26 protein-coding genes are annotated in these 22,622 nt (G+C 58.8%); 16 read left to right on the top strand and 10 right to left on the bottom strand.

From position 1 onward, the window contains the following. Positions 1 to 31 precede the first annotated feature (31 nt). Positions 32 to 691: a YggS family pyridoxal phosphate-dependent enzyme gene (locus ACR0AG_RS18175; RefSeq protein ID WP_480841530.1), complete on the top strand. Its 660-nt coding sequence runs from the start codon at positions 32 to 34 to the stop codon at positions 689 to 691. Here the strand turns inward: ACR0AG_RS18175 and ACR0AG_RS18170 are convergent. Then, complete coding sequence (locus ACR0AG_RS18170) at positions 675 to 1,175, bottom strand: L,D-transpeptidase family protein (RefSeq protein WP_480841527.1); 501 nt, start codon at positions 1,173 to 1,175, stop codon at positions 675 to 677. The two genes, ACR0AG_RS18175 and ACR0AG_RS18170, sit on opposite strands and share 17 nt — an antisense overlap. Then, on the bottom strand, positions 1,172 to 2,266 hold the full coding sequence (ribA, locus tag ACR0AG_RS18165) for a GTP cyclohydrolase II (RefSeq protein WP_480841525.1): 1,095 nt from the start codon (positions 2,264 to 2,266) through the stop codon (positions 1,172 to 1,174). Before ribA ends, ACR0AG_RS18170 begins: the two co-directional genes overlap by 4 nt. Before the next feature lie 161 nt (positions 2,267 to 2,427). Here ribA and ACR0AG_RS18160 point away from each other — a divergent pair, with 161 nt between their 5' ends. Then, the gene (locus ACR0AG_RS18160) at positions 2,428 to 3,114 is read left to right on the top strand and encodes a response regulator transcription factor (RefSeq protein WP_480841523.1); all 687 of its coding nucleotides are present in this window, start codon (positions 2,428 to 2,430) and stop codon (positions 3,112 to 3,114) included. Positions 3,115 to 3,281: 167 nt separating this feature from the next. Here the strand turns inward: ACR0AG_RS18160 and ACR0AG_RS18155 are convergent, their stop codons facing one another. After that, complete coding sequence (locus ACR0AG_RS18155) at positions 3,282 to 3,914, bottom strand: isopropylmalate isomerase (protein ID WP_480841521.1); 633 nt, start codon at positions 3,912 to 3,914, stop codon at positions 3,282 to 3,284. 142 nt (positions 3,915 to 4,056) lie between these two features. On the opposite strand from ACR0AG_RS18155, the gene ACR0AG_RS18150 reads away from it, so the two are divergent. The 4 genes from ACR0AG_RS18150 to ACR0AG_RS18135 all read left to right on the top strand — a co-directional run bounded on the left by ACR0AG_RS18150 (position 4,057) and on the right by ACR0AG_RS18135 (position 6,700). Then, on the top strand, positions 4,057 to 4,845 hold the full coding sequence (locus ACR0AG_RS18150; protein WP_480841519.1) for an exodeoxyribonuclease III: 789 nt from the start codon (positions 4,057 to 4,059) through the stop codon (positions 4,843 to 4,845). An 86-nt stretch (positions 4,846 to 4,931) separates the two neighbouring features. Then, positions 4,932 to 5,849, top strand: coding sequence for a thioredoxin (trxA, locus tag ACR0AG_RS18145; RefSeq protein WP_480841517.1), 918 nt, complete (start codon positions 4,932 to 4,934; stop codon positions 5,847 to 5,849). Between the two features lie 27 nt (positions 5,850 to 5,876). After that, positions 5,877 to 6,518 carry an LON peptidase substrate-binding domain-containing protein gene (locus tag ACR0AG_RS18140; protein WP_480841515.1) on the top strand — a complete coding sequence of 214 codons (642 nt, stop codon included), beginning with the start codon at positions 5,877 to 5,879 and terminating at the stop codon, positions 6,516 to 6,518. Then, entirely contained in the window at positions 6,515 to 6,700 is a 186-nt protein-coding gene (locus ACR0AG_RS18135; protein WP_170568313.1) for a Trm112 family protein, read from the top strand. Before ACR0AG_RS18140 ends, ACR0AG_RS18135 begins: the two co-directional genes overlap by 4 nt. Here the strand turns inward: ACR0AG_RS18135 and ACR0AG_RS18130 are convergent. Continuing rightward, positions 6,697 to 7,923 carry an FAD-dependent monooxygenase gene (locus ACR0AG_RS18130; RefSeq protein WP_480841513.1) on the bottom strand — a complete coding sequence of 409 codons (1,227 nt, stop codon included), beginning with the start codon at positions 7,921 to 7,923 and terminating at the stop codon, positions 6,697 to 6,699. The two genes, ACR0AG_RS18135 and ACR0AG_RS18130, sit on opposite strands and share 4 nt — an antisense overlap. A gap of 86 nt (positions 7,924 to 8,009) precedes the next feature. On the opposite strand from ACR0AG_RS18130, the gene ACR0AG_RS18125 reads away from it, so the two are divergent. The 4 genes from ACR0AG_RS18125 (at position 8,010) to ACR0AG_RS18110 (ending at position 14,189) form a co-directional block, all read left to right on the top strand. Then, complete coding sequence (locus ACR0AG_RS18125) at positions 8,010 to 9,338, top strand: amidase (protein WP_480841511.1); 1,329 nt, start codon at positions 8,010 to 8,012, stop codon at positions 9,336 to 9,338. Between the two features lie 109 nt (positions 9,339 to 9,447). Then, positions 9,448 to 10,629 carry an aminotransferase class I/II-fold pyridoxal phosphate-dependent enzyme gene (locus tag ACR0AG_RS18120; RefSeq protein ID WP_480841509.1) on the top strand — a complete coding sequence of 394 codons (1,182 nt, stop codon included), beginning with the start codon at positions 9,448 to 9,450 and terminating at the stop codon, positions 10,627 to 10,629. Positions 10,630 to 10,643: 14 nt separating this feature from the next. Then, positions 10,644 to 13,553, top strand: a complete 2,910-nt coding sequence (locus tag ACR0AG_RS18115; protein WP_480841507.1) for a DNA translocase FtsK — start codon at positions 10,644 to 10,646, stop codon at positions 13,551 to 13,553. A gap of 39 nt (positions 13,554 to 13,592) precedes the next feature. Beyond that, complete coding sequence (locus ACR0AG_RS18110; protein WP_480841504.1) at positions 13,593 to 14,189, top strand: LolA family protein; 597 nt, start codon at positions 13,593 to 13,595, stop codon at positions 14,187 to 14,189. A gap of 11 nt (positions 14,190 to 14,200) precedes the next feature. On the opposite strand, the gene ACR0AG_RS18105 is transcribed toward ACR0AG_RS18110, so the two are convergent. Further along, positions 14,201 to 14,782, bottom strand: coding sequence for a transglycosylase SLT domain-containing protein (locus ACR0AG_RS18105; protein ID WP_480841502.1), 582 nt, complete (start codon positions 14,780 to 14,782; stop codon positions 14,201 to 14,203). Positions 14,783 to 14,842: 60 nt separating this feature from the next. Further along, on the bottom strand, positions 14,843 to 15,724 hold the full coding sequence (locus tag ACR0AG_RS18100) for an AEC family transporter (RefSeq protein WP_480841500.1): 882 nt from the start codon (positions 15,722 to 15,724) through the stop codon (positions 14,843 to 14,845). A gap of 80 nt (positions 15,725 to 15,804) precedes the next feature. Between ACR0AG_RS18100 and hspQ the strand changes: the two genes are divergently transcribed. After that, on the top strand, positions 15,805 to 16,131 hold the full coding sequence (hspQ, locus tag ACR0AG_RS18095; protein WP_039529025.1) for a heat shock protein HspQ: 327 nt from the start codon (positions 15,805 to 15,807) through the stop codon (positions 16,129 to 16,131). Positions 16,132 to 16,165: 34 nt separating this feature from the next. Here hspQ and ACR0AG_RS18090 read toward each other — a convergent pair whose 3' ends face one another. The 3 genes from ACR0AG_RS18090 to ACR0AG_RS18080 all read right to left on the bottom strand — a co-directional run bounded on the left by ACR0AG_RS18090 (position 16,166) and on the right by ACR0AG_RS18080 (position 18,764). Next, positions 16,166 to 17,743 carry a gamma-glutamyltransferase family protein gene (locus tag ACR0AG_RS18090; RefSeq protein WP_480841498.1) on the bottom strand — a complete coding sequence of 526 codons (1,578 nt, stop codon included), beginning with the start codon at positions 17,741 to 17,743 and terminating at the stop codon, positions 16,166 to 16,168. Positions 17,744 to 17,954: 211 nt separating this feature from the next. Continuing rightward, positions 17,955 to 18,404, bottom strand: a complete 450-nt coding sequence (locus tag ACR0AG_RS18085) for an ATP-binding protein (protein ID WP_480841496.1) — start codon at positions 18,402 to 18,404, stop codon at positions 17,955 to 17,957. Positions 18,405 to 18,425: 21 nt separating this feature from the next. Further along, on the bottom strand, positions 18,426 to 18,764 hold the full coding sequence (locus tag ACR0AG_RS18080) for an STAS domain-containing protein (RefSeq protein WP_480841493.1): 339 nt from the start codon (positions 18,762 to 18,764) through the stop codon (positions 18,426 to 18,428). Between the two features lie 99 nt (positions 18,765 to 18,863). Here ACR0AG_RS18080 and ACR0AG_RS18075 point away from each other — a divergent pair, with 99 nt between their 5' ends. Both ACR0AG_RS18075 and ACR0AG_RS18070 read left to right on the top strand, forming a co-directional pair. Further along, entirely contained in the window at positions 18,864 to 20,036 is a 1,173-nt protein-coding gene (locus ACR0AG_RS18075) for an acetyl-CoA C-acyltransferase (RefSeq protein ID WP_480841491.1), read from the top strand. Between the two features lie 92 nt (positions 20,037 to 20,128). Next, the gene (locus ACR0AG_RS18070) at positions 20,129 to 20,581 is read left to right on the top strand and encodes a GAF domain-containing protein (RefSeq protein WP_480841489.1); all 453 of its coding nucleotides are present in this window, start codon (positions 20,129 to 20,131) and stop codon (positions 20,579 to 20,581) included. A gap of 63 nt (positions 20,582 to 20,644) precedes the next feature. Here the strand turns inward: ACR0AG_RS18070 and ACR0AG_RS18065 are convergent, their stop codons facing one another. Then, positions 20,645 to 20,914, bottom strand: a complete 270-nt coding sequence (locus ACR0AG_RS18065; protein ID WP_480841487.1) for a DUF1294 domain-containing protein — start codon at positions 20,912 to 20,914, stop codon at positions 20,645 to 20,647. A gap of 129 nt (positions 20,915 to 21,043) precedes the next feature. Between ACR0AG_RS18065 and ACR0AG_RS18060 the strand changes: the two genes are divergently transcribed. From ACR0AG_RS18060 to ACR0AG_RS18050, 3 genes are read left to right on the top strand one after another with little or no spacing between them, the layout of a single operon-like run. Beyond that, a complete protein-coding gene (locus ACR0AG_RS18060; RefSeq protein ID WP_480841485.1) occupies positions 21,044 to 21,613 on the top strand; it encodes a helix-turn-helix domain-containing protein in 570 nt (189 codons plus the stop codon). Further along, a complete protein-coding gene (locus ACR0AG_RS18055; protein ID WP_480841483.1) occupies positions 21,613 to 22,236 on the top strand; it encodes a LysE family translocator in 624 nt (207 codons plus the stop codon). Before ACR0AG_RS18060 ends, ACR0AG_RS18055 begins: the two co-directional genes overlap by 1 nt. A gap of 4 nt (positions 22,237 to 22,240) precedes the next feature. Further along, entirely contained in the window at positions 22,241 to 22,621 is a 381-nt protein-coding gene (locus ACR0AG_RS18050; protein ID WP_480841480.1) for a GFA family protein, read from the top strand. The last annotated feature ends 1 nt before the right edge of the window (position 22,622 follow it).

The raw sequence follows: 22,622 nt of genomic DNA, 5'->3' as shown, positions 1-22,622 counted from the left end.
TTCTCTGCCTCTAATAGTGAATGAGGGTCCAATGTCGCTGCAGGAAATCACTGATCGAATCGCAAAAGCCGAAGCCACGCAGGGGCGGCAACCAGGCTCGGTCCGCCTTATCGCTGTATCCAAGGTGCAGCCGAATGAGCGGGTTCAGGCTGTGTTGGATCAGGGGCATCGCTGTTTCGGCGAAAACCGTGTGCAGGAGGCTGCGGGAAAGTGGCCTGCGTTTAAAGAGCAATATTCAGATGTCGACCTGCATCTGATCGGACCGCTTCAAACCAACAAAGCGCGTCAGGCGATGGAACTGTGCAACGCCATTCATTCGGTGGACCGTCCAAAACTGGCCAAAACGATTGCGCGTCTGGCGCAAGAGATCGGCGCGTGCCCCGATCTGTTCATTCAGGTCAACACCGGTGAAGAAGAACAAAAGGCCGGGATCTTGCCGGCTGACGCGGATGCATTTGTCGCCGAATGCCGTGGTCTTGAACTGCCCATTCAGGGCCTGATGTGTATCCCGCCCGTGGACGAAGAGCCCGCATTGCACTTTGCGCTACTTGCCAAGATCGCTGCACGTAACGGTCTGCAGGGCTTATCCATGGGCATGAGCGGGGATTTCGAAACTGCCATCGCGTTGGGGGCGACACATGTGCGTGTCGGCTCGGCCATTTTTGGCGAACGGGTCAAACCGCAGGAATGATCACACGTGTTCCCGGCCTGACGCGCCGGGCCAACCAATGCAGATGGTCGCGGCGAAAGGCGAGGCATCCTTCGGTTGGATAACCCGGGCGTCGCCACTGATGAACGAAAATAGCAGACCCTCGACCAGACACCGCATTTGGCCAGTTCCAGTCTGTCACGATCACCAGATCATAGAGTGGATCTGCGCGTCGCATCTTTTCATGACTTCCGGCATAGGGCGCCTGAACCAGATGGTTATAGGCCACGTCACTTGCATCGTCCGACCAAAGATCCCTTGGCCCGATCGGTTGAGCCCAGCCGTTTTGTAGGCGCAGCCGATCTGGTCGATAAAACATCGCGACGATCCTGAGCACGCCAGTGGGCGTTGCGCCGTCACTTTCGCGTTTGTCGTTGGTCAGTCCGCCCTTGCCAATCGTGCAGGGCATGATACGTCCCTGAAATCGCACACCTTTTGGCGTCAGAACCAGATCAGCGGGTGTCAAAGAAGGTGCCCCGATTTCGCCGCTTTGGTGGCCAGATACCCGCGATTGTGTTCCGTTTCACCCACCTTCAAGGGAACACGTTCTGTCACGGCAATCCCGGTACGCTCCATCATCGCGATCTTGGCAGGGTTGTTCGTCAGCAGCCGAACCGCGCCGAAACCCAGGGATTTAAGGATGTCCGAGCCCAGCCGAAAGTCGCGTTCATCATCTTCAAAACCCAGCCTGTGATTGGCCTCGACCGTGTCAAACCCTTGATCCTGAAGGAAATAAGCGCGCATCTTATTGGCCAGCCCAATGCCGCGCCCCTCTTGATTGAGGTACAGCAAGACACCTGCACCTTCGGCGCCCATCTGCGCCAGCGCACCGCGCAACTGCGGGCCGCAATCGCATTTCAGGCTGCCCATCAGGTCACCGGTGAAACAAGCTGAATGCAGGCGGGCCAGAACCGGTTTGTCGCGGTCCGGGCGTCCGATCTCAATCGCGTAATGTTCCTCGCCACCGTCTTCCGGTCGAAAGACATGCAGGCGCCCGGCCTCGGACACCTCCATCGGCAAACGGGCCGCGACAACCTCGTGCAGGGTGCTGCGATCTGCCAAATGCGGCGCGGCGCGGGTGTGGTCAATGCAGGTCAGGCCGTGGGAGGCCGCAAATCCACGCCCGTCCGGCACCGGGACGACGACGGCGGCGGGCAAAAGACGGGCGGATTTCGCCAGCGCAATTGCGATCCGGTGCAGATGCGCGTTGCCCTGCCGTTCGCTCATCAACGGGCCCTTCATCGGCGTGTTCAGATCATCCGAAGGGTCGGCCACAGCCTGCACCCAATCATGATCGGAATCTGCCGGAATGATGATGCGGGCCAGATCGCCGTCATAGGCCCGCGCCTTGAGCGTCTCGGCCCGCCGCACGGTAATGGCGACCACCGGATCGCCACCCAGCCCCCGCAGATCGGCCAGCCTTTGCGGGCTCAGCGTCTCGGACGCTAGGGCCAGAACGCTTGCGCCGCTGTCATCGGTTAGGACAACAGGCACGCCCATCCGCAGATCGGCCCGGGCCCGCGCCAGCAATTCAGAGATGTCGGGAATGAGACTCATTTCTGTTACCCTGTAACGTTTGGCCCTTTTCCTACCCCTAACGCGGGAAAATGTGAAACATTTCCTCGACCTCAGACACGAGGGCGTGAGACGATTGCAGTAAATCTTGCTGATTGCGTCTTCCATACGCAAGTGATGGAAAAGGCTTAGGAGGACCGCACATGGCTCAGCTCAAGAAAATCCTGCTGGTGGATGACGACGAAGACCTGCGCGAAGCGCTTAGCGAGCAACTTGTGATGACAGAAGACTTTGACGTCTTCGAAGCGTCAGACGGTGGGTCGGCGATGGAGCGGGCTCGCGAGGCGATCTATGACTTGGTCATCCTGGATGTGGGCCTGCCTGACACAGACGGCCGAGAGCTGTGCCGCCTGATGCGCAAGCAAGGGGTCAAAAGCCCGGTTCTGATGCTGACAGGCCATGACAGCGACGCCGATACCATTTTGGGTCTGGACGCGGGCGCAAACGATTATGTCACCAAGCCCTTCAAGTTCCCGGTTCTTCTGGCTCGTATCCGTGCACAGCTGCGCCAGCACGAACAGTCGGAAGATGCGGTGTTTGTCCTTGGGCCCTACACGTTCAAACCGGCCATGAAGATGCTGATGACCGAAGATGAGCGCAAAATCCGCCTGACCGAGAAAGAGACGAACATCCTCAAGTTCCTCTACCGTTCAACTGACGGCGTTGTAGCGCGCGATGTTCTGCTGCATGAGGTCTGGGGTTATAATGCGGGTGTCACCACCCACACGCTGGAAACCCATATCTACCGTTTGCGTCAGAAGATTGAGCCTGACCCGTCAAATGCGCGCCTTTTGGTCACAGAATCCGGCGGATATCGTCTGGTCTCTTGATCTTTCTGGATTGACTTGGATCAAAGTGATACTCTGGACGCATAAATAGGTTACTCCCATCCCGCGCATGTCCGGGTTATGACATGCACCTCCCTGTTGGACTGCCGGGCCTTTGGCCCGGCCTTTTTTTGTGGGTGCATAGTGTTATCCTTAGATATTTAAAGGATTTATCGGGCGCGTCTTTTGTGACGGCGTCGATCATTCCCAGATCGAATTCGATCGCTTGTTTTGGGAGAGGGATTGTGATCGCGAGTAAGCAGCAAACTCGCATTTAAGATAATCAAAAGGATGCCGGAAAGTTCGAATAGCCAGTTCATGCGAATCCCGAACAGCTCTGTGCTGATGAAGATATCGAAGTTGTGGAAACTGGACGCTCGGATGGCAACAAAGGTCATTAGCAGTGCAAAACCGAACAAGGCAAGCCCGTTCTGCCTTAAGTCTCGACGCATGTTCCAAGCCACCAAAAGTGTTATCGTCAGGCTGAAGGTCAGAAAAACCAATATGAACGTCATTTGCACCGCACGGCGATTGTCATACCACCCCTGCAGTTTTGAGGCACAACGCCCGATCGCGGTGAACGCAGATTGCAGATCCAGCTGTTTGTTCACCGTCAGGAACAACAAAAATATCGCAAGCAACAACCAAAAGCCACGGTAACTTCCACGACTTCGCAGAACCACAAGGGCAGAAAAAAAGGCCGCAATCGCATAGAAGAAAACAGTGACCCAACCGATGACGGTAGGGTCGCCTATTGTGGGCGACCAGGACGCCGAAACGCAATTCAATAACGCGTCAAACACGCACTCAAACCCTCGCTAACGCTCCGCCAAACTATACTGAACTTTCTTGACCATGTAGATAGCGCGATACGACTGTCTTTTCCCGTAGCCGCCGACGCTTTGCCACGCTACCTTCCGCCTAAATGCGACAAAGGAGGCCCCGATGCCCTTTACTCTTGCCACCTGGAACATCAACTCGGTCCGTCTGCGCGAACCTATCGTGCTGAAATTGCTGGAAGAAGAGGCCCCGGATGTTCTATGCTTGCAAGAGTGCAAATCACCTGTCGACAAGATCCCGATGGAAGGGTTTGCCAAGCTTGGTTACACCTACATGATCGCACGCGGGCAAAAGGGCTATAACGGCGTCGCCATCCTGTCGCGTATTCCGATGGAAGAGGTGGGCGACAAGGATTTCGCAGGTCTTGGCCATGCGCGTCACATTGCCGGGCGGCTGGAAAACGGTGTGACCATCCAGAACTTCTATGTCCCAGCAGGCGGCGATGTGCCGGATCGCGAGAAGAACGAAAAATTCGGTCAGAAACTAGATTATCTGACAGACATGCGTGATTGGTTCCATGCGGAAAAGCCGGAAAAATCCATCCTTGTTGGCGATCTGAACATCGCCCCGCGCGAAGATGACGTCTGGTCGCATAAGCAATTGCTCAAGGTTGTCTCGCACACTCCGATCGAGGTTGAGCATCTGGCCGAGACGCAGGATGCAGGCGGTTGGGTTGACATCACACGGCAGGATATTCCCGAAGGGCAGCTTTATAGCTGGTGGTCTTACCGCGCACGCGACTGGGATGCGGCAGACAAGGGGCGGCGACTGGATCACGTCTGGGCGACGCCCGATATCTCGAATGCAGGCCATTCCAGCCGCGTGTTGCGCGATGCGCGCGGGTGGGAAAAACCCAGTGACCACGCCCCGGTCTTTGCGACATTCGACATTTAGGCTTGCCAAAACCTGCACTTCTCCCCTTGGTTTCCGGGCCGGGGGGTTGCATATAAGGCGCAAACACGAACCTGAGAGTGAATGCCATGGACCTTCTGAGCGGCGCAGACAACACCACAGCCACTGATCTGATCAAGGACGGAACCGAAGCCACATTCATGGCTGATGTGGTTGAAGCCTCGCAGGAAACGCCGATCATCGTTGATTTCTGGGCGCCCTGGTGCGGTCCGTGCAAAACGCTGGGCCCAATGCTGGAAGAGGCCGTGACCGCCGCCAAAGGGGCGGTGAAGATGGTCAAGATCAATGTGGATGAGGCGCAGATGATCGCGTCCCAGATGCGCATTCAGTCGATCCCGACCGTCTACGCGTTCTTCAAAGGCCAGCCGGTTGACGGTTTCCAGGGCGCGTTGCCGGGATCCGAGATCAAGGAATTTGTGGATCGTGTGATTGAGGCTGCTGGCGGCGAAAGCCCGGGTGGTCAATTGGACGACGCGGTTCAGGCCGCCGAAGAAATGCTGGCTGAAGGTGCGGCTGTTGACGCGGCGCAGACCTTCGCGGCGATTCTGGGCGAAGATCCAAACCATGCGGCCGCTTACGGTGGTCTGGTGCGGGCGCATATTGCATCTGATGACCTGGAACAGGCCGAGGCGATCCTCAACGGTGCCCCGGCCGAGATATCCAATGCACCAGAACTGGAAGCCGCCCATGCACAGCTGGAATTGGCCAAACAGGCCGCGGATGCGGGTCCTGTGGCCGAGCTTACGGCAGCGGTTGAGGCCGAGCCCGACAACCATCAGGCCCGTTTCGATCTGGCGCAGGCGCTGCACGCCAACGGCGATGTGGAAGAGGCGGTCACCCAATTGCTGGAACTGTTCCGCCGCGACCGCGAGTGGAATGACGGTGCGGCCAAGGCGCAGCTGTTCACGATCTTTGATGCGCTCAAGCCGAACGATCCCATCGTTTTGAATGGGCGCCGCAAGCTCAGCTCGATGATATTTGCCTAAATTCCGATCAGAACTAGAATCGGTACTATGATGCACCCCGCCGATTTGCCGGACGCCGTGTCCGTTTTCCCGCTGCCCGGAGCGCTGTTGCTGCCACGGGCGCGTCTGCCATTACACATCTTCGAGCCGCGCTATTTGCAGATGCTGGACGATGCTCTGAAAACGCCCGAGCGGTTGATCGGCATGGTTCAGCCCTATCCCAGCGGCAGCGATGAAAACAGGTTGCACAGGATCGGATGCGCCGGTCGTGTGACGCAGTTTTCCGAGACCGAGGATGGCCGCTATCTGATCACGCTGACAGGCGTGTCGCGGTTTCGCATCCAATCCGAGTTGGATGGCTTTACGCCATATCGGCGCTGCAACGTGTCCTGGGACGGCTTTGACCGCGATCTAGGCAAGGCTGAAAACGATGAAGGCTTTGACCGCAATGGCTTCCTGACCGTTCTGGAGAAATATTTCTCATCTCGCCAGCTTTCGACCGACTGGGAAACCATGAAGGATGCGGATAACGAATTGCTGGTCAACTCATTGTCGATGCTGCTGGATTTCGACCCCGAGGACAAACAGGCCCTGCTTGAGGCGCCGTGCTTGCGCACGAGACGAGAGACCCTTGTGACATTGATCGAGTTTGCCATGCGCGGCGGCTCGAATGAGGAGCAATTGCAATGAGCGAGACCGAACACGCCTTTGATCGTCATATGCTTGAGGCGCTGATCTGCCCGCAATCGCATACGACATTGCACTATGATGCGGACCGGCAAGAGCTGGTGTCAAAGGCGGCGGGCTTGGCCTTTCCCATCCGCAACGGCATCCCTGTGATGCTGGTGGATGAGGCGCGCAAGCTGGACTAGATCGCGCGCCCTTGCAGCAGCTTTGGCAGATCTCCGGTCAGGCCAGCCGCTTCCCGCACAAAGCCACGGCGCAAACCGGGTGCGGCGTTGACGATTCCCATTCCGATATCTCGCCCCAGTCGAAGCAATGGATTGTCGTTGGAAAACAGCTTGTTGAAGACATCCGTGGCCATCGCAAGCGACGCGGTGTCGAACCGGCGCCATTCCTGATAGCGTTCCAGCACAAGTGGTGAGGCGATATCTTCGCCGCGACGCCCGGCCAAGGTCAGAACTTCGGCCAATGCGCCCACGTCGCGCAGCCCTGCGTTCAGGCCCTGCCCCGCAATCGGGTGCATCCCGTGGGCGGCATCGCCGACAAGGGCCAGTCGTTCGGCGACAAACGAATTGGCGATGGTCAGCCCCAGTGGATAGGTGAACCGATCCCCGGCCAGGCGGATTTCGCCCAGAAAATCCCCGAACCGGGGGCGCAGGACCTGCAGATAATCCGCCTCGCTGAGGCTATTGATATGCTGCGCGGTATCAGAGCGCTCGCTCCAGACGATCGAGCTGCGGTTGCCGGTCAGCGGCAGGATGGCCAGCGGTCCGGACGGCATGAAGAACTGATGCGCCACACCGTTATGCGGCAATTCATGCTCGATGGCGCAGACCAGCGCGGTTTGGCCATACTCCCAGCCGGTGCGTTTGATCCCGGCGCGCGCCGCGGTGCCGCTTTGGCGGCCGTCGCAGCCGATCAGCAACCCGCCCGAAACCGTCGATCCATCGCTAAGTGTCAAGGTCACGCGGTTGTTTCCGGTCTCTTGCGCCACAACGGTTTTGCCATCGATCCGGGTGATCCGGTCCTGCGCGCCCATCGCGTCCAGAAAGGCGCGGCGCAGGTGGCGGTCTTCGACCATATACCCCATCGGGCCTTCTTCGACCTCGGCATGATCGAAATGCATGAAAAACGGCGAGGGTCCCGCGCCCGCGTGTCCGTCGGTCACCTTGATCTCAAGCATCGGCTGCGCGTGATCAGCAACCTGGTCCCAGACGCCAATACCATCGAGCAACCGCATCGAAGCCAGGGCCAGCGCGTAGGCGCGCCCGTCAAAATCCGTGCTTTTACGCTGATCTTCGGCCAGCGCATCGATTACGGTGACCGAATGCCCGGTTTGTGCGAGCGCAATTGCCAAAGCAGGACCGTTCAGGCCACCGCCGACGATCAGGATATCTGAACCTTGTGTCATGCCCTGCAATATGCGCGCCCTTTCGGGATTGTCCATGTGCGGTCCTGTCGCTACCGTCGCTTTGGACCATTCCAAAGGGGGGCAGGATGCAAGATTGGCTGACCATGACCGCGTGTGATCTGGGTCGAGGGATCGGGATGGGTCAGATCGATCCCGTCGAATTGACCAAAACCTATCTGGCGGCCATCGATGCGCACCCTCACCGCGACCGGATCTATGCCCGCGTAACCCACGACCGCGCCCGGGACGAAGCCGCCGCCTCGCAACAGCGGGCAAAAAACGGGTTGCGCCGGTCGTTGCTGGATGGGGTGCCGATCAGCTGGAAAGACCTGTTTGACACCGCCGGGGTAGCGACCGAGGCAGGATCAGCCCTGCTGAAAGACAGGGTGCCAGACAGTGACGCAGCGGTTTTGCGCAATGCAACGGCGATGGGGACCGTTTGCCTGGGCAAAACGCATATGAGCGAGATTGCCTTTTCCGGACTGGGCCTGAACCCGATGACCGCGACGCCGCCGTGTGTTCATGACGAGGCCGCAGTGCCCGGCGGGTCTTCTTCCGGTGCCGGGGCGTCGGTTGCGTGGGGTCTTGCGGCCTGCGGCATTGGCTCGGACACGGGCGGGTCTGTCCGTATCCCCTCGGCGTGGAACGATCTGGTCGGGTTGAAAACCACGGCTGGCCGCCTCAGCCTGGAAGGCGTGGTGCCGCTGTGCCTGCGCTTTGACACGGTTGGCCCTTTGGCCCGGTCTGTCGAAGATGCGGCGCATATGCTTGCATTGCTCGAAGGCGGAACGCCCGCCGATCTGCGAGGCGCAAGCCTGCAGGGTCGCCGGTTTGCCGACCTGCAAACCATCGTGAAAGGCGATCTGCGCGATGCGCCGCGAAAAGCCTATGACGAGGCCTTGCAAAAGCTGCAGGCGGCAGGGGCCGAGATTGTGCCCCTTCACGTTCCCGAATTGGAAGAGGCGATGACTTTGACCAGTATCCTCTACACGACCGAAGCCTACGGGCTTTGGGGCGACGTGATCGAGGCCAACCCGGACGCGATGTATCAGGAAATCCTAGAACGGTTCCGCATCGGAAAGGCGTTCTCGGGTTCGGATTATGTGGCTGCGTGGTCCAAGCTTGAGGCGTGCCGCGGCGCCTGGGATGCTGCGACCTCAGGATTTGATGCGGTTTTGGCCCCAACGGCACCGATTCTTCCGCCCAACCTGGATCGGCTGATGAATGACCACGACTATTACGTGACCGAGAATCTGCTGGCCCTGCGCAACACGCGTGTTGGCAACCTGATGGGTCTGGCCGTGCTGACCCTGCCCACCGGCACACCAAGCTGCGGAATAATGCTGATGGGGTATCCGGGCTCGGAAGAGGCCCTGTTGCGGGTGGGATCGGCGGCAGAATCGGCTTTGGCCTGAATGCCACAATCCCCTGATTCGGCACCTCTTTGTCTGGACGAAAGGGGTGCCGACCTGTAATCTGACAAAAAAACGGGGCGCAAATGACCCCGGTATTGAGGCAGTTGTTATGAATTTCCCCGAACGGTTTTCGGACCTTCCGGCCTATGCGTTCCCGCGTTTGCGCGCCCTGTTGGATCATCATGAACCGGGCGGCGACGTCATCCACATGACCATCGGTGCGCCAACGCATGATTTCCCGGCCTGGGTCACGGATGTGATCATGGACAACGCGGCCGGATTTCAGGGTTATCCGCCGAACGAGGGCTCGCCCGAACTGCGTGCCGCGATCGCCGACTGGATCGGGCGACGCTATGGCGTGACGATGGACCCTGAAGCCAATGTCATGGCGCTGAATGGCACCCGCGAAGGGTTGTACAATGCCGCGATGGCGCTGTGCCCTGAACAAAAGAACGGCCATCAGCCCATCGTTTTGTGCCCGAACCCGTTTTATCAGGTCTATATGGTGGCCTCGATCTCGGTCGGCGCGCGGCCCCATTTCGTGCCGGCAACGGCTGCCACGGGGCACTTGCCCGACTATGCGGGACTGCCCGAGGATGTGCTGAACCAAACCGCCGTGGCCTATATCTGTTCCCCGGCAAACCCGCAGGGCGCGGTCGCGTCGCGGGACTATTGGGCCGAGCTGATCGGACTGGCCGAGAAATACGATTTCCGCATCTTTGCCGATGAATGCTATTCCGAAATCTACCGGGACGACGCGCCAGTTGGTGCGTTGACCGTCGCGCAGGAAATGGGCGCAGACCCCGAGCGGGTTACCCTGTTCAATTCGCTGTCCAAACGGTCGAACCTGGCGGGATTGCGCTCGGGCCTGATTGCAGGTGGCCCCGAGACGATCAAACAGGTCAAGAAACTGCGTACCTATGCGGGTGCACCCTTGCCTTTACCCTTGCAGGCGGCTGCGGCAAAGGTTTGGGCAGACGAAGACCATGTGCGCGAGAACCGCGCGCTTTATCAGGAAAAATACGCCATTGCCGATCAGGTGTTTTCCGGCGTGCAGGGTTACATGTCGCCCGAGGCAGGATTCTTCCTGTGGCTGCCGGTCGAGAATGGCGAAGAAACAGCGTTGAAAGTCTGGAAGGAAACCGGGGTCCGGGTCTTGCCGGGCGCTTATCTTTCTCAGGGTGATCCGGGGCAGAACCCGGGCGAAAACTTTATTCGGGTCGCGCTTGTGGCCCCAAAAACCGAAGTGCAGCGCGGGCTGATCATGCTCCGCGACTGCATCTATTCGTGAGGTACGAGGGTAAAATGGCATCATATAACGCGCGCAAACGCGACCCGTTGCTGGACAGTACAACACAAGCCGCCATCGAACGGCGCAGCAAGGAATTGATCGGGATTGCCCTGATCCTGCTGGGCTTGGCCTCGGCAGCGATGATCTGGTCCTACACACCGGATGATCCGAATTGGATGGTATCCACGGATGCGCCCGTGCAGAACTGGATGGGCCGCGTTGGCGCCTCGATCGCCGCGCCTTTGTTCATGATTGTCGGCTGGGGCAGTTGGAGCATTGCGCTGGTGCTGATCGGCTGGGGCCTGCGGTTTGCGGGCCATTTCGGTGAAGACCGTGCCATCGCACGGCTGATCTTCGCCCCAATCTGGATCGCTGTCGTGTCGATCTATGCTGCGACGCTGGTGCCGGGTGAGGCATGGCGCGCAACCCACAGCTATGGTTTGGGCGGTCTGTTCGGGGACACCGTCATGGGTGCTTTCCTGACCTTGCTGCCAATCTCGTCGCATTTTGTGGTCAAGCTGATGTCTCTGGCGATGGCCGTAGGTATGCTGGCGCTGGGCGTTTTTGTGTTGGGCTTCGACAAGGCGGATGTCAAACGCGGGTTCCGGGCCTTTCTGCTGGGGCTTGTCATGTCCTACGACATGCTGATGAACCTGCTGGGCCGCAGTGCCTCGGCGACAGCTCAGGCGGCCCGGGATCGCCGTGATCAATGGGCCGAGCGCAAGGCGACACGCGCGGTTCCGGTGCAAGCTGAATTCGATGACGATTTGGCCTATGCCGACCCGGTTTTTGAAGAGCCTGAGGTCGAAGAGCCCGAGCCTGAGCCTAAATTGGGGCTGCTGGCGCGGATGCCGTCCTTGATCCGCCGCCCGGATCCGATGCCCGAGCCGGAATTGTTGGATACCGTCGCGGTCGAGGGCTATTACGACATGCCCAAAGAAGACCGCATCCGCTCAAAAATTTCGGCGGCCGTTCGCAATCGCAAGGTGGCGCAGGGTGAGATCACGCCCGAACCCGATCCGAACCTGCCGCTGACCAAAGGACGGGGCAGGGGGCCGGATCCGCTGATCCTCAATTCGGGTCAGGCAGGCCTGCCACCCGAACCCCCTGTGACCTCGGGCGGATTGCCGATGGAACCCCCGATTTCGGCAGATATGCCGGAGCACTGGGAAGAACCCCATGACCAGGGTCTTCAGCCGCATGGTTTTGATGTCGGCGACGATATGGACGACGATTCCGTTTTTGAAGACGCGATCGAACCCACCCCAGTGCCGCTACAAGCAGCCAAAATACCGGTGGCGGAACCGCGCAAGCCCGTCGTCGCGCAGCCCGTGAGGCGCACTCCGCCGCCGTCACGCCGTGCGCAGGCCGAAGCGCAGCCAACCCTGTCCTTTGAAGACCGTCATTCGGATTTCGAGCTGCCGCCGCTGGGCCTGCTCTCGAACCCGGCCAATATTCAGCGCCATCACCTGAGCGATGAGGCGCTGGAGGAAAACGCTCGGATGCTGGAAAACGTGCTGGATGACTACGGCGTCAAGGGTGAGATCGTGAGCGTCCGCCCCGGCCCCGTTGTCACCATGTACGAACTGGAACCGGCGCCGGGTCTGAAAGCCAGCCGCGTGATCGGTCTGGCCGACGATATCGCGCGATCCATGTCGGCCTTGTCGGCGCGGGTTTCGACCTTGCCCGGACGCTCGGTCATCGGGATCGAACTGCCCAATGAAAACCGCGAAATGGTGGTGCTGCGCGAAATCCTGGCCAGCCGTGATTTCGGCGATGGAAACCACGCGCTGCCGCTGGCTCTGGGCAAAGATATCGGGGGTGAGTCCGTTGTGGCGAACCTTGCAAAAATGCCTCACTTGCTGATCGCGGGGACCACGGGTTCGGGTAAGTCGGTGGCGATCAATACCATGATCCTGTCGCTGCTGTACAAGCTGTCGCCGGATGAATGCCGCCTGATCATGATCGACCCCAAGATGCTGGAACTCAGCGTCTATGACGGCATCCCGCATCTGCTGTCGCCCGTTGTGACCGACCCGAAAAAGGCGGTCGTGGCCCTGAAATGGGTCGTGGGCGAGATGGAGGATCGCTATCGCAAAATGTCCAAGATGGGCGTGCGTAACATCGCCGGCTACAATGGCCGCGTAAAGGACGCGCTGGCCAAGGGCGAGTTGTTCAGCCGCACGGTCCAGACCGGATTTGACGACGAAACCGGCGAGCCGATGTTCGAGACTGAGGAATTCGCACCTGAGGCGATGCCCTATATTGTTGTCATCGTTGATGAGATGGCCGACCTGATGATGGTTGCAGGCAAGGAAATCGAAGCCTGCATTCAACGTCTGGCGCAGATGGCACGGGCCTCGGGCATCCATTTGATCATGGCCACACAGCGCCCCTCGGTCGATGTGATCACGGGCACGATCAAGGCCAACTTCCCGACCCGGATTTCATTCCAGGTGACCTCGAAAGTCGACAGCCGCACCATTCTGGGCGAGATGGGCGCCGAGCAGCTGCTGGGGCAGGGTGACATGCTGTACATGGCGGGCGGCGCCAAGATCACGCGCTGCCACGGGCCGTTCGTTTCAGACGAAGAGGTCGAAGAAATCGTCAACCACCTGAAACAGTTCGGCCCGCCCGATTACATGAGCGGCGTCGTAGATGGCCCGGCCGAAGAAAAGGCCGACAATATCGACGCGGTTCTGGGGCTGAACACCGGGGGCAACACGAATGGCGAAGACGCCCTTTATGATCAGGCAGTGGCAATTGTGATCAAGGATCGCAAGTGCTCGACCTCATACATCCAGCGAAAACTTGCCATCGGCTACAACAAAGCCGCGCGCCTGGTTGAGCAGATGGAGGACGAAGGCGTTGTTTCTTCGGCAAATCACGTGGGTAAACGCGAAATCCTCGTCCCTGAGCAATAGGATATTTAATAACAAGGGCAGACCGCTTATCTGTACGGCATGAAACAGATTGCTTTTGCCCTTGCTTTGACACTGGCCGCGCCTGCGACCTGGGCCGCGGAAAAACTTCCGCTGTCGCAGATTTCAAACTATCTGAACGATCTTAAAACGGTTCAGACGACATTCACGCAAGTGAATGACGATGGATCGCTCAGCACCGGAAAACTCTGGCTGGATCGTCCCGGCAAAATGCGGTTCGAGTATGACCCGCCGAACAGTGCCGTGGTTCTGGCACGCGCGGGCACGGTGCAGGTGTTTGATCCCAAGTCGAACCAGCCACCCGAGCAATATCCGCTGCGGCGCACGCCGCTGTCACTGGTTCTGGCCCGCAACGTCAATCTGGGACAGGCCAACATGGTCGTTGGTCATGATTTTGACGGCACTGCCACGGTTGTCACGGCGCAAGATCCAAAGGCGCCCGAAAACGGCCGGATCGAACTGATGTTCACCGGCGATCCGATTGAGCTGCGAAAATGGGTGATCCACGACAATGCGGGTGGCCAGACAACAGTGTTGTTGGGCCCGCTGACCGAAGGTGGCCGCGTGGATCAGAGCTTATTCTCAAGCAGAACGCGAAGTGGGTCAGCAAACCGCTGACCCCTTCGGGATTAGTGGCGGCAATTGGCCAACTGCACCTGATACATGATCGCCCGGGCGTCGACATCATTGGCGACGTTCAGCAACCAGGATTTCTTGTTGTAGCTGCCGCGCGCAAATCCGGTGTGGCCTTCGTGATAGGCCAGATACTGATTGCGCGTATCTGCGGGATGGATGCCGTTCTTCTCGGTGCTTTTGCTCATGTACCAGCCGATAAAATCGGACGCATCACGGATACGATCCCTCTTGGCCCGGCGCTTGCCTGTTTCGCGCTGATATTGCTCCCACGTGCCGTCCAGGGCCTGACCATAGCCATAGGCGCTGCTTTGCCGGCCCATCGGGATTACGCCCAGCACGTATTTGTGCGGCGTGCGCGCATCGTGCTTGTACCGGCTTTCCTGATAGATCGTGGCCATCTGAACGTGAACAGGGACGCCCCATTTCCGTTCGGTGTTCTTGAATGCCTTGATGTAGTCAGGTTTTTCGCGCGCAATACTGCACGCGTCATTCAGTCTGCTGGGCGGCTGTTTGGAGCCGCCCCCACAGGATGCCAAAAGCAGCACCCCGAAGAGTACGATAAGAATTCTGCTCATGTGCCTCGTGCCTTTTTTCTTTATTCTAACGCAGATTGAGCGATTTTGAAATCACAATCGTTAGAGAACAATTGCCAGAATGACCGGCAACGCGGCCACAGACAGCACGGTGGACACCATCACCATACCAGCGACCGCATCGGCATCTGCGTCAAACCGTTCGGCCAGCAGATAGGATGTGACGGCAACGGGGGTGCAGATCTGCAGAACCAGCACGCCAAAGGCCACCTGTTCCAGGTCGAACACCGCAGCCAGTGCCCATCCCAATGCGAAACAAACCAGCAGCTTGAGCACAGACAACCAGATGGCCTGAGCCAGTTTCTGGGTTGTCAGGCGGGCGATCGCGACGCCCACCGTTATCAGCATCAGAGGCACGGCCATCTGGCCCAGCAGATCCAGTGTGTTGGTCAGAAACAGCGGAGTTTCCCAGCCGCGCCACAGAAACAACGCGCCAAGCAGGGTGGCCCAGACCATGGGTTCGCGCAGAGCTTTGCCAAAAGCACCGCGTCCGGCGACAAGGTAGATGCCATATGTGAACGAAAACAAGGCGGTCACTGCCAGAAAGATGACAGCGTAGCCAAGGCCCGCCTGCCCGAAGGCAAATATGCACAGCGGCAGTCCAAGATTACCGGTATTGCCGAAAATCAGAGGCGACAGGTAGGTACGTTGATCCAATTCCGACAGACGGACGAAGACCCAGAATACAACCGCTAGAGCGACATGAGCCACGATGGCGGCCAGCGTGAAAAGCGTCAGATCACCGCCGGGGATGTCGGTTTGCATCAGCGCAACAAAGATCAGGCTGGGCACGGCAAGCGTAACGCCAAGATGTGTCACAAACTGCAATCGATACTCGAAACCCAGCTTGACCCAGGCAAAGCCAATCCCGCTCAGGATGAACACCGGAGCCACGATTTCGAACACTGTCAGTATAAGGTTCACAGACTGTTTCCCTGAAATTCAGATCAATGATTGGCTTTTCGGCGCGGAAAGATGTAGTAAGTGCTTTGGGGGCTGAAACAATGCTGAAGACACAAGCCAAATACCGCCTGGGACAGGTGGTTCGACATCGCAGACACCCTTTTCGAGGGGTGATTTTTGATGTCGATCCGGAATTTGCGAACTCGGAAGAATGGTATCAGGCCATCCCCGAGGACAGTCGTCCCGTGAAGGATCAACCGTTCTATCACCTGTTGGCTGAGAACGATCAATCCTTCTATGTTGCTTATGTTTCAGAACAAAATCTGGTTGAGGACCAATCGGGCGAGCCCGTTGACCACCCGGATATTCCAAATATGTTCGGCCCGTTCCAGGATGGGTCATATCCGTTGCATTTCCAACTGAACTGATTTTTCGCGCGCCAGGCGCCCCGCGGTTTTTGCGTCAATACCCAAGCGCGCATCCGTCCTTTCGCGGATCACTTGCCCCCTCAAGCACACCGTCGTCGCGCATGCGAATGGCTTGCGCTCCACCCAATGGTGTTTCCGGTACTTCCACAACATGGCCAAGATCGGCCAATTGTTGCTTAACGCTATCTGAGTAGCCACGCTCGACTTTCACAACCCTTTGATCGGCAAAAGCCCGTGGGGCATCGATGCTTTGTTGCAGGCCCAAACCATGATCTGTCAGGTTTGACAGGAACCGCGCATGACCGGTCGGCTGATAGGCCCCGCCCATCACGCCAAACGCGGCCAGAACCTTACCGTTCTGCCGCAGCATTCCTGGGATGATTGTGTGCATGGGCCGCTTGCCGCCGCCCAGCTCATTCGGGTGCCCTGGTTCAAGGGTGAACCCGGCACCACGGTTTTGCAGCAGGATGCCGAATTTTTTCGACGCAATGCCCGAGCCGAAACCATGAAAGATCGAATAGATCAGCGAAACGGCCATGCGGTCTCGGTCGACAACGGTGATATAGACCGTGTCCTTGTGAACCGACTCGGTCAGCGGCGCTGCGGCCTTCATCGCCTTTTTGGGATCGATCAATGCGGCCAGCTTTGCCGCGGTTTCGGGTGACAGAAAATGCTCTATCCGCGTGCTGAAATCCGGATCGGCAATGAACCGATTGCGGGCGTCATAGGCCAGCTTGGTGGCTTCGGCCTCGATATGCACCCTCTCGGCCCCGAACGGATCCATCGCGGCCACGTCAAAGTGCTTCAGAATATTCAGCAGCAGAAGTGCCGTTGCGCCCTGACCGTTGGGCGGATGCTCTAACAGTTCCATGCCGCCATAGGTGCACCCAACCGGCTGTTCCTCCTGAAACTTCACCGCTTCAAAATCGTCGGTTTTGTGGACACCGCCGAATTCTGTCAGCGCGTCCACCATATCCTGCGCGATTTCACCGGAATAAAACGCATCACGCCCCTCGTGCGCCAGCCGACGCAGCACTTCGGCTTGTCCGGCAGAGCGAAAGACCTGACCCACCGCCGGGACCGCCCCGTTCAAAAGATAGTGCGTGCGGGCCGAGCCCTGCAGCGTAGAGGCACCGCTGGCCCAGTCAAACGCGACACGCGGTGCAACCGGCACGCCGGATTCGGCATAGTGGATTGCGGGCCGAAGGATCTCGTTGAGCCCAAGTTTGCCCTCAGTTTCAGCCAGGTGGCAGAAAGCGTCCACAGCACCCGGAATGGTAACGGCATCAGCTGTATTCAAAGGCACCACGCTTAGACCGTTGTCTCGCAACACCTGCGGATCAGCACCGGCTGGCGCCCGGCCCGAGCCATTGATGGCGCGAACGGTGTCTTCGCCCGCACGGTTGAACAGCACAAAACAGTCACCACCAAGGCCGGTCATCTGAGGTTCGCAGATGCCCAAAAGTACGCCGCCTGCAATCGCGGCGTCCATCGCATTGCCACCCCTGGCAAGAATATCCAGTGCGACCTTCGCCGCCAGAGGGTGTGACGTTGCACACATACCTTCTGTTGCCAGAACCTCGGAACGGCCCGGCAAATGTAAATCGCGCATGACGAAATCCCCATTTTGACACGCAGACATTAGGCCCTTGGCGCAAATTGTCCATTGCTGTCAGTGGGGGAAGTCCTCGGCGCCGTTCACTGGGTGGGGGCTGTGACGCTAGGCGCCGAGGGAAGCTATCTGAGCTACACCCTGTTTTTCGCCAGTGTTTGCGGCGCGAGGATGGTTCGATCTGGGCGTTATTGTGACGTTTCGATGCCGATTATTGGCTGTCGCCCAGGTCGAAACTCAACACAAGAAGGTTCAGACCACCGCGCCTTTCATAGGCGACGCTGCTGGCCAATTGCTGGATCAGGAACCAACCGAACCCTCCTTCGGGCAGGTCCTGCAGCGCTGTCTCGACCGGAGGTGGTACACCATTGGGGGGGCGAAGGTTCGGCATGGGCGTGCCAGCATCCACAATGTGAACCTCAAGACGGTTCTCCAGAAACTCGCATTTGATCTCGACATTCTGCGCGGCCCGCCCCGCATGAGCGTGCTCGACAACATTATTTACGGCTTCGGCAAGGGCGATCTTTATGTCGCTGGCCCGTTCAGGCGCCAACCCAAGTGCGGCCAGACGCGCGCTGACTTCGGCGATTCCTTTGCTTGCCTGAGATTCGGTTGCGGCAAAGCTCAGAACAAGACAGTCATGTTCATTTTTCCTGGCCACGCCAACCACTCCGGAGGGGTATCAGTCTGCACCGGCTTCTGTCGCCGCGTCCAAAGAGCCGAACAAACGGAACACGGTATCCATGCGCGTCAAGCGAAAAACCTTTTCCACGACGGGTTGCAGCCCTGCCAGATCCAATCTGCGCCCCTCCCCCAATTGCTTCATCGAGGCCACGATCGCGCCAAGCCCGCTCGAATCAATGAATTCAACCGATGTCAGATCCAGGATCACGCGTCGCGTCTCGGTCTCGGTCTCGGACCGCATATCCTCCTTGAACTGAATGGCCATGGCCGCGTCGATACGATCACAATTGACGGTTATGATCTGCGTATCCCCGGTTGTGCTGCTGCTGAGCGCCATTTCGACGGCCTTCCGCTGAAAATTTCTTCGTAGAAATACGCTAGACGGCAATTCTTACCATTCGGTATCCAAGTGAGGAAAGAATCTGGGAGGCATCATATGAAACAGGTTGTCATCGCAGGGGCCGCTCGCACACCGATGGGGGGCTTCCAGGGCATGTTCGACGGCGTTCCTGCGGCGGAACTGGGCGGCGCGGCCATTCGCGCTGCAATGGACGGGGCTGGTGTGCAAACAGTGGATGAGGTTTTGATGGGCTGCGTTCTGCCGGCAGGGCAGGGGCAGGCGCCCGCCCGTCAGGCGGGGTTTGCTGCCGGCCTAGGCGAAGACGTTCCCGCCACCACCCTGAACAAGATGTGCGGGTCGGGCATGAAAGCGGCGATGATGGGGTTCGACCAGATCGCGCTGGGTCATGCGGACACCATGGTAACAGGCGGCATGGAAAGCATGACCAACGCGCCGTATCTGTTGCCTAAAATGCGCGGAGGGGCCCGGATTGGCCATGGTCAGGTCGTCGATCACATGTTCCTCGACGGTCTTGAAGACGCTTATGACAAGGGCCGTTTGATGGGCACCTTTGCCGAAGACTGCGCCGAGGCGTTTCAGTTTACGCGCGAGGCGCAGGACGAATACGCGCTAAAGTCGCTGTCAAATGCGCTGAGCGCACAGGAAACCGGGGCGTTCGACGGTGAAATCGCACCAGTTGTCGTCCGTGGCCGCAAGGGCGAGGTCACACAGACCACCGATGAGCAGCCCCAATCCGCCCGCCCGGAAAAAATCCCGATGCTGAAACCCGCCTTTCGCAAGGACGGCACGGTGACGGCAGCCAACTCTTCGTCTATCTCTGACGGGGCAGCGGCGCTGGTTCTGGCGTCGGCGGAGGCGGCCGAGGTGCAGGGCCTGACCGTCCGGGCGCGCATTCTCGGGCACGCCAGCCACGCACAGGCCCCGGGCCTGTTCACAACGGCCCCGGTCCCGGCTGCGCAGAGGCTGCTGCAAAAGATCGGTTGGAGCAAAGATGACGTCGATCTATGGGAGGTCAATGAAGCCTTCGCCGTGGTCCCGATGGCCTTCATGCATGAGATGGGACTGCCGCGCGACATCGTGAACGTGAACGGCGGCGCCTGCGCGCTGGGCCATCCAATCGGCGCATCCGGCGCGCGGATCATGGTGACGCTGCTCAACGCTCTGGAAAAGCGAAATCTCAAACGCGGCGTGGCTGCAATCTGCATCGGCGGCGGTGAGGGCACGGCCATCGCCATAGAACGCGTTTGACCCTTCATCTTTTTCCAAATACTCCGGGGGTGAATTGAGCCGCAGGCTCAAGAGGGGGCAGCGCCCCCTTTACCTACCTGAATGGCCCGAACATGACCGCAGATTACGATTTACTCGCCAAAACAATTGCCGCTTTGACCGAAGGGGAAACCGACCTCGTATCCCTGATGGCGACCGTCACATGCGAGGTTCATCATGCAGATGACCGGTTCGACTGGACAGGTTTTTACCGGGTTACCGAACCGGGGCTGCTGAAAATCGGCCCCTATCAAGGTGGTCATGGCTGTCTGGTGATTCCGTTTGATCGTGGCGTCTGCGGTGCGGCGGCCCGCACGGGCGAGACGCAGCTGGTCCCGGATGTCGACGCTTTTCCCGGCCATATTGCTTGCGCATCGTCGACCCGGTCCGAACTTGTCCTGCCGGTGCGCAATACGCAGGGCGAGATCATTGGTGTCTTCGACATCGACAGCAATCAGCCGGACGCCTTCACTCAGCATGATGCCACGCACCTCGGTCAGATTCTGATGCAGGTATTTGGTTGTTAGGTTTCCTGCTAAATTCAGACGAAGCGTGAGCTCCGTTCTCGGTCTGATAACCGGCCTGAAACGTTAAGGCAGCACAGCAAATCTGTCAGTCACCAGTAAGGCAAACAGCCCGATTTGCGCAACCGCGATTCCAAACAGCAGCGCCGAAAACACGTGCTTGCGCGTTTTATGGCCGAATACAAACCGTCCAAGAATGGCCGCAGGACTGCCGCCCAGCAGGGCAAGCCAAAGCAATTTGCGCTCGGGCACGCGGCGTTTGCGGCGCCTTGCGCGCAGCTTGTCCCAGCCGAAGGCCAGCAAAGTCAGGGCGTTGATTGCCCACAGATAACTCACCACGATCCACATGGGGCGGGCTTACCCAAATGACCGCGCCAACCCAAGTGAAAAAATGCTTGGATTTTTCATGGAATCGAGTCATCATGAAAAACAGGGAAGAAATTTCACGACATTGCGGAGCGGTCTTTGAACAGCCAAGCCCCACATAGCGCAACCCTCGGAGCGGATCTGCGTGCCTTGCGCAAGGCGCGCGGTTTGACGCTGACAGATATTGCCGAGCGGCTGGATCGCTCTGTGGGATGGCTCAGCCAGGTCGAGCGTGACCTGTCAGAGCCTTCGATCTCGGATCTGCATCAGATAGCGAAATGCCTGAATGTTCCGGTTTCGATGCTGTTCGGCCAATCCGCTGCCCCTGCTGACGAACAGGGCCTCGTGGTTCGTGCGGGGTCTCGTCGGAAGATGGGATCCGGTGAGGAAGGTTTGATCGAGGAACTGCTCTCACCCGATCTGACCGATGATTTCGAAGTTGTACATTCGACATTCCAACCCGGATCCCGTCTCAAAACGCCCACCCTGCGACCGACGCAGGAGGTGGGTTACATCCTGTCAGGCAAACTGGACCTGACGATCGGAAAACGGTCTTTCACCGTTGGTCCGGGTGACAGCTTTCGCATTCGAAATGAACCCCATCTGTGGTCCAACCCTTATGATGAACCCGCCGTTGCGGTCTGGGTCATTGCGCCCCCGGTGTATTGATGAGCTTTGAGGCCTGGACCATATTCGCGCTGTTCTGGGTGGTGTTTGTCACCACCCCGGGGCCGAATGCGGTCAATTGTATCTCGAACGGGATGAGCCTGCCTTTCCCCAAGGCAATGCTGGGCGTGTTGGCGATACTGACACAGGCCAGCGTCTTCCTGATCCTGTCGGCTCTGGGTGTGACGGCTTTGATTGCGGCCTCGCCCACCGGGTTCTTCATCGCCAAGCTGGTCGGTGCAGGGTTTCTGATCTGGATGGGGATACGCGGTTGGATGAACGCCTCCAAACCCGCCCCGGCCTCGGAACGTCCGGCCCGCCATATCTATCTGCATGCGCTGGCCGTTGCCACGATCAATCCCAAAAGCGTGGCTGGATACCTGGCAGCCTTTTCGCAATTCGTGCAGCCCGATGTTCCGGTCTGGCAGCAGATGGGGGTTATCATGCCCACCGCGCTGGTTATCACGACGCTCAGCTATACCGGGTTCACCCTGCTGGGCGCGTTGATGGGCAAGGCAGCATTGGGCGCTGTGTTCAACATCTGGGTGCGCCGTGTCATGGCGACCTGTTTCATCATCTACGGCGTGTTGCTGGGCACCAGCACCACGCCCGCAGCAAAGGGGTAAAGACATGCATACCGGTTCCTGCCTTTGCGGCAAGGTTGCCTTTACAGTGGACGGAGACCTTAGCCCGCCCAATGCCTGCCATTGTGGTCAGTGCCGCAGACAATCGGGGCATTTGTGGGCCTCGGCTGTAACGCATCAGGACAACCTCAGCTTTACCGCCAGCGAGACGCTGGGCTGGTTTCAAGCCTCGGACATCGCCAAGCGCGGATTTTGCAGCGCCTGCGGCTCATTCCTGTTCTGGCAGCACAATGACGAAGACACGATCGCCATCTCGGTAGGTTCGCTGGACGAACCGACCGGGCTGAAGCTCGCCCAGCACATCTTTGTCGCCGACAAGGGCGATTACTACGACATTCAGGACGACCTGCCCCAGCGGGCACATTGAC

This window comes from Ruegeria sp. H6, assembly GCF_056532975.1.
The sequence above is the reverse complement of the archived record's forward strand: the minus strand, read 5'-3'. Positions and strand labels throughout refer to the sequence as shown.